At 38.2% G+C, this 12,513-nt stretch carries 10 protein-coding genes; 9 read left to right on the top strand and 1 reads right to left on the bottom strand.

The window, feature by feature from the left end; all coding sequences use genetic code 11:
• Nucleotides 1-441: 441 nt before the first annotated feature.
• A complete protein-coding gene (gene rpoE, locus QH639_RS25080; protein ID WP_131520781.1) occupies nucleotides 442-984 on the top strand; it encodes a DNA-directed RNA polymerase subunit delta in 543 nt (180 codons plus the stop codon).
• 444 nt (nucleotides 985-1,428) lie between these two features.
• Complete coding sequence (locus QH639_RS25075) at nucleotides 1,429-3,021, top strand: CTP synthase (protein ID WP_048393729.1); 1,593 nt, start codon at nucleotides 1,429-1,431, stop codon at nucleotides 3,019-3,021.
• 51 nt (nucleotides 3,022-3,072) lie between these two features.
• On the opposite strand, the gene QH639_RS25070 is transcribed toward QH639_RS25075, so the two are convergent.
• Nucleotides 3,073-3,603 carry a DUF2529 family protein gene (locus QH639_RS25070; RefSeq protein WP_131520782.1) on the bottom strand — a complete coding sequence of 177 codons (531 nt, stop codon included), beginning with the start codon at nucleotides 3,601-3,603 and terminating at the stop codon, nucleotides 3,073-3,075.
• Nucleotides 3,604-3,756: 153 nt separating this feature from the next.
• On the opposite strand from QH639_RS25070, the gene QH639_RS25065 reads away from it, so the two are divergent.
• From QH639_RS25065 to QH639_RS25035, 7 genes are all read left to right on the top strand, one after another.
• Nucleotides 3,757-4,116: a response regulator gene (locus QH639_RS25065; RefSeq protein WP_004269444.1), complete on the top strand. Its 360-nt coding sequence runs from the start codon at nucleotides 3,757-3,759 to the stop codon at nucleotides 4,114-4,116.
• Between the two features lie 801 nt (nucleotides 4,117-4,917).
• Nucleotides 4,918-5,772 carry a class II fructose-bisphosphate aldolase gene (locus QH639_RS25060; protein WP_004269446.1) on the top strand — a complete coding sequence of 285 codons (855 nt, stop codon included), beginning with the start codon at nucleotides 4,918-4,920 and terminating at the stop codon, nucleotides 5,770-5,772.
• Between the two features lie 149 nt (nucleotides 5,773-5,921).
• On the top strand, nucleotides 5,922-6,572 hold the full coding sequence (gene fsa, locus QH639_RS25055; protein WP_004269447.1) for a fructose-6-phosphate aldolase: 651 nt from the start codon (nucleotides 5,922-5,924) through the stop codon (nucleotides 6,570-6,572).
• Between the two features lie 62 nt (nucleotides 6,573-6,634).
• Complete coding sequence (locus tag QH639_RS25050; RefSeq protein ID WP_131520783.1) at nucleotides 6,635-7,921, top strand: UDP-N-acetylglucosamine 1-carboxyvinyltransferase; 1,287 nt, start codon at nucleotides 6,635-6,637, stop codon at nucleotides 7,919-7,921.
• 94 nt (nucleotides 7,922-8,015) lie between these two features.
• Entirely contained in the window at nucleotides 8,016-8,972 is a 957-nt protein-coding gene (gene glpX / locus QH639_RS25045) for a class II fructose-bisphosphatase (protein ID WP_004269449.1), read from the top strand.
• A 223-nt stretch (nucleotides 8,973-9,195) separates the two neighbouring features.
• Entirely contained in the window at nucleotides 9,196-10,479 is a 1,284-nt protein-coding gene (gene rho, locus QH639_RS25040; RefSeq protein WP_016992739.1) for a transcription termination factor Rho, read from the top strand.
• Nucleotides 10,480-10,610: 131 nt separating this feature from the next.
• Complete coding sequence (locus QH639_RS25035; RefSeq protein ID WP_281115409.1) at nucleotides 10,611-12,512, top strand: AraC family transcriptional regulator; 1,902 nt, start codon at nucleotides 10,611-10,613, stop codon at nucleotides 12,510-12,512.
• Nucleotide 12,513 lies beyond the last annotated feature (1 nt).

The following is a 12,513-nucleotide window of genomic DNA, read 5'->3' as shown; positions in this document are numbered from 1 at the left end:
ATCAAAACTTCTTGTTTTCTATTTCAAGTATCCTGCTTCTCTAATTTCTAGTGTCTAGTCTTAAGATTAGGCACTTCTTTTTATTTTCGTTATAATAGAAATGTAAAAAAAGGGGAGGCGCAGTAGAGGATGAAATCAGCTATTCACTACATAATTATATTAGCTTTAGTATTGGGAGCCTTTTTCCTGTATAATAAGCAAATTGGCGCTATTCCTTTACTACTATTATCTGTCTATTTGTTTTATCTTGGAATAAAAAAAATGCGTAATATAAAAAACAGTAATTGAAGCTAGCAAAGGGGCTAAAACTTTGTATATAATGGGTATTATGCTTATTGTATGGAAAGAACCTTTTGCGTGGCCTTTTTTGCTGCGCTTGGAGAATAAAGCACCATGTAATTTTAAAACGTCCATTGTGATGAGGGAAAGGAAGTGCACGAATTGAATTTTCGTGAAATGACAAAGGAACAATTAACAGAAGAATCGTTAATTAACTTAGCTTATGCAATTTTAAATGAAAAACGTGCCTCAGTGTCTTTTAATGATTTATTAAAATTAATTCAAGAGCTTGTGGGCTATAGTGATGCAGAAATGAAATCCCGTCTGTTACAATTTTATACAGATATCAATATTGATGGTCGCTTCTTATATAATCAAGAAGCAGGCTGGGGCTTACGTGAATGGTTTAAAGTAGAGCAAATCGAAGAAGAAACAGCTCCTTCTGTTAAGACTCAAAAGAAAAAATCTAAAGCTGCCTTTGATGATGAAGATCTTGATGAAGAGGTAGACTTAGATGAAGAAGATATCGACTTTGATGAAGACTTTGAAGAGTTCATTGATGAAGAAGAACTTGATGAAGAAGAAGATGATAAAGAAGATATTGACTTTGACGATGAAGATTTAGAAGAAATTGATGAAGAAATCGATGAAGAGTTTATTGATGAAGAGGAAGAAGAATTTGAAGAAGAAGAGGAAGAGATTTAATACAGTACTCTTAGAATTTTCTTTCTTTTAAGCTAGAAGCAAAAAATCTTGACTTCTATCACGGTTACGTTTAATCTTTTACTTGGGCTCCTTAAAAGAAGGAGAAAGACCGTGTATATAATACGCTCCCCCTGCAAACCTATGCAGGAGGAGCGTTTTTTTGTTTTTAACTTTAATCATTTTAGTTCTCCCATACTTTTAATATCGATATGAATATAAATGTTTTTAATTATTCATGATGTATAGTAAAAGGTGACTGAATAGTTATTAGAGTTTTATGGTTTAAAGGAAAGTGGAAAAGAGATAGAACCGATTACAGCTTCGAATCGACTACATTGTGTAGACATTCTCGGCTTTTCTTTTTTTAGGGTATTAGAATGTAAATGGTTCTGATCCCCCCTAAACGCACTAATATTTTAGAACATCATAAGGAGGAATTTATTCATGACGAAGTATATTTTTGTAACAGGTGGGGTTGTATCATCACTTGGAAAAGGGATTGTTGCAGCATCTTTAGGCCGTTTATTAAAAAATCGTGGGTTAGAAGTGACGATTCAAAAATTTGACCCATATATCAATATTGACCCAGGTACGATGAGTCCTTATCAACATGGTGAGGTTTTTGTAACAGATGATGGTGCTGAGGCTGATTTAGACTTAGGACACTATGAACGTTTTATTGATATTAACCTAGGGAAACATTCTACAGTAACTTCAGGTCGTGTTTACCAATCTGTATTACAGAAAGAACGTCGTGGAGATTATAATGGTGGAACAGTCCAAGTAATTCCTCATATTACAAACGAAATCAAAGATCGTATCCAACGTGCTGGTCGTGAAACAAATGCAGACGTTGTGATCACAGAAGTTGGTGGAACAGTAGGTGATATTGAATCATTACCATTCCTAGAAGCCATTCGCCAAATGAAAACAAATTTAGGGCATAACAATGTAATGTATATTCACTGTACACTTATTCCCTATATTAAAGCAGCTGGTGAACTTAAAACAAAACCTACACAGCATTCTGTTAAAGAATTACGCTCTTTAGGTATTCAGCCAAATATTATCGTAGTTCGTACTGAACAAGAAGTACCACAAGAGATGAAAGAGAAATTAGCATTATTCTGTGATGTTCAACCACATGAAATTATTGAATCTCGTGATGCTGAGCATTTATATGAAGTACCATTAAACCTACATGCGCAAGATATCGATGATATCGTTTTGGATCATTTTGGTATGGAAGCTCCAGAAGCAGATATGGAAGAATGGCGTGACCTTGTAGAAAAAGTGAAGAACTTACCAAATAAAAGAAAGGTAGCATTAGTAGGGAAATACGTAGAACTACAAGATGCGTACATTTCTGTAGTTGAGGCATTAAAGCATGCTGGATATGCATTTAATTCTGATATTGAAATTGACTGGATTAATGCAGAACACGTTGATGCTAACAATGTGGCCTCTCTATTAAAAGGTGCTGACGCTATTTTAGTACCAGGCGGCTTTGGTGATCGTGGTGTTGAAGGTAAAATCTTAGCAACACAATATGCACGTGAAAATAATGTTCCTTTCCTAGGCATTTGTTTAGGTATGCAATTAGCAACAGTAGAATTTGCACGTAATGTACTTGGCCTAAAAGGTGCTCATTCTACAGAGCTTGATGCAAATACGGAGTATCCAATTATCGACTTCCTACCAGATCAAAATGATACTGTAGATATCGGTGGTACTTTACGTTTAGGTTTATACCCATGTAAATTAAAGGATGGTTCAAAAGCTAGCCAAGCCTATGGTAAAGAGCTTGTTTATGAGCGTCATCGTCACCGCTATGAATTTAACAATGAATATCGTGAGGCAATGGAAGCAGCTGGCCTTGTCTTCTCAGGTACAAGTCCTGATGGCAAATTGGTTGAAATTATTGAGCTACCAGAAAACAATTTCTTTGTAGCATGTCAATTCCACCCAGAGCTAGTGTCACGTCCAAATCGTCCACAACCATTGTTCCGCGATTTTATCGGCTCAACATTTAAATAATTAAAAAGAGTTGTCTCGTTATATACGAGACAACTCTTTTTAATTTGATGACTACAATTCTTCTTCATCCAACCCAAGCATTTCATCATAAGCAATTTTGACAGCTTCATATACAAAGAGTCCTGCAAGTGCATGTGGTACAACAATACGTTGACCTAGATCATTTGGTATTAAACCGCCTTTAATGCGTGTAGAAACATACGTATAGGCTAAATCTGCAAGAGGGTTCTCTACATTAGCTGCTTCACTAGCTATAGCAGCAAAGGGAATAAATTGAGTATTTAATTTTTGTGCTAAGACGAGTGCTTCCTCATCATATGCACTACGAGTAAAAATGCAAACCCGATCAGCTTCTGTTAAGCTTGTGTCTGTAGTCCAAGGTGCTAACTTGCTAAAGGGTTCGACTGCTTGAAGTGCATTTAATGCCACAACCTGCATTTCTCCAAAGCAAGCAAAATAGACATTTCCTTCGCCGATTGCGGCTTGTGCTAATAACCTTGCTGTTTCCTCGATAGCATCTTCTTCATTTTGTATAATTCTTTGTAATAATCCACTTAATTGTGTTGTTAGAATTTTTGACATGTTCCCACCTCTATTCATATTATAGGGGGTAAAAGGCAGAAAGCAAAAGCAGATAATTTATAATACTAGAAGGTATTAAGCTGAAAAAGGAGAATTATACATAATAAAGAAAGTTTTTGTGTAAGAATAAAACAAAAAAGGGCGGAATGCGATGTGAAACGATTACTAATTGTCGATGATCAGCAGGGAATTCGTTTACTTTTAAATGAAGTGCTGAAAAAGGAAGGATATATTACATATTTAGCAGCGAATGGTTCAGAAGCATTAAAGTATGCAGACGAACAAGAGATGGATTGTGTTTTACTGGACATGAAAATTCCAGGAATGGATGGTATTGAAATTTTGAGACGTTTAAAAAAGAAGTTTCCGAAGCTGCCTGTTTTTATGATGACAGCATACGGAGAATTGGATGTTGTGCAAGAAGCGTTAGAATTAGGAGCCATTCGTTACTTTACAAAACCGTTTGATATTTTCGAAGTGCGTGATGAAGTAAATAAAGCTTTACAAGTTTAAAAAGCAGGCAGTGGACACACGGCCTGTTTTTTTATGTAGATCAATTTTCAAGTGAGAGGACTTCGTTGCGTTCCACTTCACTTCGTCAGCCCCTGCCGCTACGTTCCACTCCGCTTTCGGGTAGAAAATAATAGCCCCTGCTTTTCAGGAGAGAGGACTTCGTTGCGTTCCACTTCACTTCGTCACCCCTGCCGCTACGTTACACTTCGCTTTCGGGTAGAAAATAATAGCCCCTGCTTTTCAGGGGAGAGGACTTCGTTGCGTTCCACTTCACTTCGTCAGCCCCTGCCGCTACGTTCCACTCCGCTTTCGGGTAGAAAATAATAGCCCCTGCTTTTCAGGGGAGAGGACTTCGTTGCGTTCCACTTCACTTCGTCAGCCCCTGCCGCTACGTTCCACTCCGCTTTCGGGTAGAAAATAATAGCCCCTGCTTTTCAGGGGCTATGACTTCGTTACGTTACACTCCACTTCGTCACCCCTGCCGCTACGTTCCACTCCGCTTTCGGGTAGAAAATAATAGCCCCTGCTTTTCAGGAGAGAGGACTTCGTTGCGTTATACTTCACTTCGTCAGCCCCTGCCGCTACGTTCCACTCCGCTTTTGGGTAGAAAATAATAGCCCCTGCTTTTCAGGGGAGAGGACTTCGTTGCGTTCCACTTCACTTCGTCAGCCCCTGCCGCTACGTTCCACTCCGCTTTCGGGTAGAAAATAATAGCCCCTGCTTTTCAGGGGCTATTATTTTTGCTATGATTGAGGAGCATGTTTATGTAGAAAGAATAGTCCTATGAGGAGGATTTTTAGTATGGCATTAGTATCTATGAAAGAGATGTTAATTAAAGCAAAAGCAGAAGGTTATGCTGTTGGTCAATTCAACATTAATAACCTTGAATGGACTCAAGCAATTTTACAAGCAGCTGAAGAAGAAAAGTCTCCAGTGATTCTTGGTGTTTCTGAAGGTGCAGGTAAATATATGGGCGGATTTATTTCTGTTGTTCATATGGTAAAAGGTTTAATGGAATCTTACGGTACGACAGTTCCTGTAGCAATTCACCTTGACCATGGTTCTAGCTTTGCAAAATGTAAAGAAGCAATTGATGCAGGCTTTACTTCCGTGATGATTGATGCATCACATCACCCATTTGAGGAAAATGTGAAAATTACTTCAGAAGTAGTAGAATACGCACATGCTAAAGGCGTTTCTGTGGAAGCAGAATTAGGAACTGTTGGTGGAGATGAAGATGGCGTAATCGGTGGTATTATTTACGCTGATCCAGAAGAGTGTCGCAAAATGGTTGAACTAACTGACATTGACTGCTTAGCGCCAGCACTTGGCTCTGTACACGGTCCTTACAAAGGAGAGCCAAACTTAGGCTTTAAAGAAATGGAGGAAATCTCTAAATTGGCAGACCTTCCACTTGTTTTACATGGTGGTACTGGTATCCCAACAAAAGATATCCAACGTTCTATTTCATTAGGTACGGCTAAAATCAACGTCAATACTGAAAATCAAATTGAAGCAACAAAAGTAATTCGTGAAATTCTGGACAACGATAAAGTTGTTTACGACCCACGTAAATTCCTTGGTCCAGCACGTGAAGCCATCAAAGCTACGGTTATTGGTAAAATTCGTGAATTTGGAAGTGCACAAAAAGCATAATTTTTGCATTTAATATGTTACAAAAGCATAGATAAATACACATAATAAGAGAAGTGTTGATGCTTTCAATCGACCTTCTCTTGTTTTTGACATAAAGAAATTTTGGAAAATATTTAATAATATAAGAAAAATGATCAGGAGGAAATAATATGAAATTTTTCATTGATACAGCAAACTTTGAAGAGATTAAAGAGGCACATGCATGGGGTATTTTATCAGGAGTGACAACAAACCCATCGTTAGTGGCTAAAGAAGAGAATGTTTCTTTCCATGATCGTCTTCGCGAAATCGCTGAGCTTGTTGATGGCTCTGTAAGTGGGGAAGTTATTGCACTTGATGCAGAAGGTATGATTAAAGAAGGTTTGGAATTAGCTGCGATTGCACCAAACATCACCGTAAAGCTTCCTATGACACCAGCTGGATTAGAGGCATGTCGTTTCTTTGCAAACAAAGGTATTAAAACAAACGTGACATTAATTTTTAGTGCTAACCAAGCATTAATGGCTGCGCGTGCAGGTGCTACATACGTATCACCATTTATCGGCCGTTTAGATGACATTGGTCAAAATGGTGTTGAGTTAATTGAAACAATTGCAGATATTTTTACAATCCATAATATCGATACTCAAATTATTGCTGCCTCTGTCCGTCACCCGCAACACGTTACAGCAGCAGCTTTAGCAGGTGCACATATCTCAACTACTCCGTTTAAAGTATTAAAGCAGCTTTTCCACCATCCATTAACTGAAAAAGGAATTGAAGGATTTTTAGCGGATTGGAATAAGAGAAAAGGCGAATAATAAGATTATAAAGTGTGCAAATTGCAAAAATACTACTTTCCAATCATGAGGGAGAACGCAAAATGGATGTTTATAAAATTACTGGCGAAAATCGTCTACAAGGTACAATTAAAGTTAGTGGTGCAAAAAATAGTGCAGTCGCCTTAATTCCTGCATCAATTTTGGCGAACTCTCCAGTGACTATTGGAGGGATACCCGAAATTTCAGATGCTTGGACGTTAAAGGCTCTACTAGAGGAAATTGGTGGGGAAGTTTCATTTGAGAATGGGAAAATGACAATCGATCCAACAGAGATGATTGCATTGCCCTTACCAAACGGCAACGTTAAAAAGTTACGCGCTTCCTATTATTTAATGGGTGCTATGCTTGGACGTTTCAAAAAAGCAGTTATTGGTTTACCTGGAGGCTGTTTTTTAGGACCTCGACCTATTGATCAACATATAAAGGGCTTTGAGGCTTTAGGAGCCAAAATTACTAATGAACATGGAGCCATTTATTTACGTGCAGATGAGTTGATTGGGGCAAAAATTTATTTAGATGTGGCAAGTGTTGGGGCTACTATTAATATCATGCTTGCTGCTGTCCTTGCTAAGGGACGTACTGTCATTGAAAATGCTGCAAAAGAACCTGAGATTATTGATGTGGCGACACTTCTAACAAATATGGGTGCCAATATTAAAGGTGCAGGTACAAGTGTTATTCGTATCGAAGGAGTAGAAGAGCTACATGGTACTGAACATACGATTATACCTGATCGCATTGAGGCTTCCACATTTTTGATTATGGCTGCAGCAGTCGGTGATGGTATAACAATTGATAACGTTATTCCACTGCATTTAGAAGCAGTTATTGCCAAGCTTCGTGAAATGGGTGTGAAAATTGAGATTGGTGAAGAAAGTATTTATGTACCAAAAACAGACCTCTCAACATTACAGGCAGTGGATGTCAAAACATTGGTATACCCTGGATTCCCAACGGATATTCAACAACCACTTGCTGTGTTAATGTCACAAGCATTCGGTTCCTCAAAAGTAACAGATACTATTTACACAGCTCGTTTCAAGCATATTGATGAGCTTCGTCGTATGAATGCAGATGCTCGTGTAGAAGGAAACACAGCAATTATTAAAGGGCCGAGTAGATTACATGGCTCAACTGTAACAGCTACAGATCTTCGTGCTGGAGCAGCTTTAGTGTTAGCTGGACTCTTAGCAGAAGGAGAAACTGAGATTCAGGATATCTATCATATCGAACGTGGCTATAGCTCACTTATTGAGAAATTACGTGATTTAGGCGCTGATATTCGACGTGAAACAATTGTGGCACGTGTAGCTGAGACAAAGGAATAATGAGAGCTAAAAGTTTTCAACCAATTATGTTACAATAGAGGTAATTTGAATGTTTTGGCACGAAAAGGTGCCGATAACGGGAGGCAAAGCAACAATGGAACGTAGTTTATCGATGGAAGTAGTACGAGTAACAGAAGCAGCAGCAATCGCATCCGGGAAATGGATGGGGCGCGGTTTGAAAATTGAGGCAGATGATGCAGCAACAACAGCGATGCGCAAAATGTTCGATACAATTCCAATGCATGCTACAGTAGTAATTGGTGAAGGCGAAATGGATGAAGCACCAATGCTTTATATTGGTGAAGAACTTGGTTTACGAAATGGTGGTCCTAAAGTAGATATTGCAGTGGATCCTTTAGAAGGTACAAATATTGTAGCCAAAGGTACAAATGGTGCTATGACAGTTCTTGCTATTGCAGATAAAGGGAATCTGTTAAATGCACCAGATATGTACATGGAGAAAATTGCTGTAGGACCGGAAGCGGCGGGCAAAGTGGATATCAATGCTTCCGTCACTTATAACTTATTACAAGTAGCAAAAGCTAAAAATAAAGATATTTCTGATGTTGTAGCTACTCTTTTAGATCGACCACGTCACCAAGCGATTGTTGATGAAATTCGTGAGGCTGGTGCACGTATTAAGTTTATCCAAGATGGCGATGTTGGTGCAGCAATCAATACGGCCTTTGATGAAACAGGCATTGATATTATGTTTGGAACAGGCGGTGCACCTGAGGGTGTTATTGCAGCAGTAGCTTTAAAATGCCTTGGTGGTGACTTCCAAGCAAAACTAGTACCAGAAGATGAAGAGCAATTAGAACGCTGCACAAAAATGGGTGTGGATGTTGAAAAAGTTCTTTATTTAGATGACCTAGTAAAAGGTGACGATGCTATTTTTGCAGCGACAGCTGTAACAGATTGTGAGCTTTTAAAGGGTGTTCAATATAAAGGTGCTTATGCCTTAACTCATTCAGTAGTTATGCGTGCTAAATCTGGTACGGTTCGCTTTGTTGAAGGCCGTCACGCTCTTGAGAAAAAACCTAGATATTAATGTTATTTTCTTCTAAAATATACCTAGTACATCTATTGTGCTAGGTACCTTCTTCTTTAAATAACCATCCCATATTTTTAAGGCAATGTTTAGTTATATGGTGGAAGTATTTCAATAGATATTATTAAAGGCAACCATATAAGCGTTAGCAGAGCCAAGCGTAAACTTCAATGATAACCCCTTTAAATTGAATTATATTTTGAAAAAGACTGGAGTTGTGCATATGTCTGCATTGACAATCGCTCAATTAGAAAACATGACGTTAAAAGAGCTTTACGCCCTTGCACGCCAATATAAAATTTCTTATTATAGCAAGCTAACGAAAAAAGAATTGATATTTGCTATTTTGAAAACGCGTTCAGAGCAAGAGGGCTATTTCTTTATGGAAGGCGTACTAGAAATTGTTTCGCAAGAGGGCTTCGGCTTCCTTCGACCAATCAACTACTCACCAAGTAAAGAAGATATTTATATTTCTGCATCCCAAATCCGTCGCTTTGATTTGCGTAACGGGGACAAGGTGTCAGGAAAGGTGCGTCCACCGAAGGAAAATGAGCGCTATTATGGCCTATTACAAGTAGATGCTGTCAATGGCGAAGATCCTGAAGTAGCGAAAGAACGAGTTCATTTCCCAGCACTAACACCTTTATATCCAAATAGACAAATTAAACTAGAAACAACACAACGCAATTTATCTACACGTATAATGGATTTAGTGGCACCAGTAGGCTTTGGACAACGTGGATTAATTGTAGCTCCGCCAAAGGCAGGGAAAACGTCTTTATTAAAAGAGATTGCGAACGCTATTACAACCAATCATCCGCAAGCGGAGTTAATTGTCCTACTGATTGATGAACGACCTGAGGAAGTGACAGATATTGAACGTTCTGTCAATGCAGATGTTGTCAGCTCCACATTTGATGAAGTACCTGAAAACCACGTAAAAGTGGCTGAAATAGTATTAGAACGCGCACGACGTTTAGTTGAACATAAGCGTGATGTAATTATTTTAATGGACTCTATTACACGTTTAGCTCGTGCTTATAACTTAGTAATTCCACCAAGTGGACGTACACTATCAGGTGGTATTGATCCTGCTGCATTCCATAGACCGAAACGTTTCTTTGGTTCGGCTCGTAATATTGAAGAAGGCGGTAGTTTAACAATTTTAGCGACGGCTTTAGTAGATACAGGTTCTCGTATGGATGAAGTTATCTATGAAGAATTTAAGGGAACAGGGAATCTAGAGCTTCATCTTGATCGTCAGTTAGCAGAACGCCGTATATTCCCTGCGCTTGACATTCGACGTTCGGGTACACGTAAAGAAGAGCTTCTTTTGGAGCCAGAACAACTTGAAAAGCTATGGGCAATTCGTAAAACGTTTTCTGATGCACCGGATTTTGCAGAGCGCTTCCTGAAAAAAATACGTACAACAAAATCAAATGAAGAATTTTTTGAAAAGCTAAACGAAGATATGAAAAAAGCAACAAAGGGTAAGGGGCTTTTATAAATGGCATCACCATTGACAAACAAATTGTCAGTGGTGATTTTTTTTGTATATGTTTATTTTATAAATGTGTATTGAAATTGATAATCATTATCAATATAATGGTAAGTAAATATGTTCTGAAGGAGACGAAGATGAATTATGATGCCTATATGCTTCTTTGGCAAAATGCATTTATCCAGTTGAAGCAAATCGATTACATAAATAAATCAGACATTCATGTGTCAAAGGTTTTAACATATAGCTCGTTACTTATTGTCACAGCAGGCGGTGCACAGATTGTCATTGACGATCAATCTTATCATGTGCAGCGCTTCAGTATTTTTCATATAGGTAAATCTCAATGTCTTCACATTAGGGCACAGCAGAGTGTAAGCTATTTTCTTATTAGCTATAAGGGAGATGTCATATACAAAGACGCCTTTATGCAGCATTTGCACATGCACTATCAACCATTCCAAACACATTTCTCTTGTGTACCCGCAAATCCGATAGTCATTCACAACATCCTTCAAGATATGTTTGGCAAATGGCAATCTGGCTCTATACAAGAGCATTTATCTGTAAGGGCATCCTTCTATGAGCTTATCTATCATGTCTTTCGAGAATTAGCAGAAGGACAAGGGAAACCACATGAAATGGATAAGGCAGAAGCCGCACGATTATTTATAAAGCAACACATTCATCAACCATTATCTATCCAGACATTAGCAGATATGCTTCAGATTAGTACACGACATTTATTACGCATCTTTAAAGCTCGCTATGAAATAGGTCCACAAATATATTTACAACAATTGAGAATAGAGCAGGCTAAGCAGTATTTATTAACCAATCAATATGGCATAAAAGAAATTGCCATATCTCTTGGATTTGAAGATGAATATTATTTTAGTCGTGCTTTTAAAAAAGCAACAAAACTGGCTCCAAGTATCTTTAGGCTGAAATATGCATCTAATATGTCCGAAATTGCCATTAAAAATGAGAATCATTTTCAATACAATAATAATCAGCTCGCGCAAGCAAAACGATTTGAGAATGGAGAAAATGAAATCATGATGAAGAAGAGGATTCACCATATAAAGCTACCTTTTTTATTAAGCCTGTTCGTTTTACTGGCAGCGTGTAATGAAGAGACAAGCCAATCTAAGGTTGATGAACCAACTTCGCCCGAGAAGGCAGAGACTAGAACCGTAACAGATGATAGTGGACGCGAAGTAGAAATTCCAATGCAGGCAGAGAGAGTCGTAACTGATTGGTATCTGGGGCAAATTTTAGCGTTAGATGTTGTACCAGTTGGAGGCGTAACGGCTAACCTTGATTATGCTGCTTTCTTAAAGCAACACTATAAGGATGGTGAAATTACGAATATTGGTACAGATGGTAAGGTGTCATTAGAAAAAGTTTTAGAGTTAAAGCCAGACTTGATTATTACTTGGAATATTGAGGATGTAGCGAAATATGAAAAAATTGCCCCGACAATTGTCTTCGCTGAAGATGCACATCAATCAGCGATTGAGGAGATTAAGGCAATGGGGAATTACTTAGGAAGACAAGAAGAGGCTAAGGCCTTTACAAAAGAATTTGAAGATCGGATCGCAAAAGCTAAAGAAAAAATCATGGATGTGATTCCAGAGGGAGCCACATTTACTATTTATGAAATGTTTGAAAAAAATGCAACGATTGTAGGGCAATCAAGTGTATCGGGCGGTAGAGCGCTCTATCAAATTTTGGGCATGAAACCTCAAGAAAAGGTGCAGGAGATTTTTGATACAAAGGAAGCAAGTAATGGACGCTATGAGATTTCCTATGAGGTAGTAGGTAACTATGTAGGTGACTATAACTTCATGATTAATTTCTTTAACAAAGATGGCCAGTTGCCAGCAACATGGACAAACTTAGATGTCGTTAAAAGTAATCAAGTATTAGTGCTTCCATCTGAATATTATTTTGCTTCTGATCCGCTCTCTGGCTTACACCAAGCTGAAGAACTAGCTGACAAAATAGTTGAATTTACAAAGGCTCATCAACAATAAC

The organism is Lysinibacillus sp. 1 U-2021, assembly GCF_029916965.1.
Taxonomy (GTDB): domain Bacteria; phylum Bacillota; class Bacilli; order Bacillales_A; family Planococcaceae; genus Lysinibacillus; species Lysinibacillus capsici.
Note: the sequence above shows the minus strand (reverse complement) of the source record. Positions and strands in the feature narration are given on the sequence as shown.

What these genes read in the sequence shown, in the direction of transcription:
- QH639_RS25035 (WP_281115409.1), top strand. Translation starts at nt 10,611, where the DNA reads ATGAATTATGATGCCTATATGCTTCTTTGGCAAAATGCATTTATCCAG.
- QH639_RS25070 (WP_131520782.1), bottom strand. Translation starts at nt 3,603, where the DNA reads ATGTCAAAAATTCTAACAACACAATTAAGTGGATTATTACAAAGAATT.
- rho (WP_016992739.1), top strand. Translation starts at nt 9,196, where the DNA reads ATGTCTGCATTGACAATCGCTCAATTAGAAAACATGACGTTAAAAGAG.
- QH639_RS25060 (WP_004269446.1), top strand. Translation starts at nt 4,918, where the DNA reads ATGGCATTAGTATCTATGAAAGAGATGTTAATTAAAGCAAAAGCAGAA.
- QH639_RS25075 (WP_048393729.1), top strand. Translation starts at nt 1,429, where the DNA reads ATGACGAAGTATATTTTTGTAACAGGTGGGGTTGTATCATCACTTGGA.
- fsa (WP_004269447.1), top strand. Translation starts at nt 5,922, where the DNA reads ATGAAATTTTTCATTGATACAGCAAACTTTGAAGAGATTAAAGAGGCA.
- QH639_RS25050 (WP_131520783.1), top strand. Translation starts at nt 6,635, where the DNA reads ATGGATGTTTATAAAATTACTGGCGAAAATCGTCTACAAGGTACAATT.
- glpX (WP_004269449.1), top strand. Translation starts at nt 8,016, where the DNA reads ATGGAACGTAGTTTATCGATGGAAGTAGTACGAGTAACAGAAGCAGCA.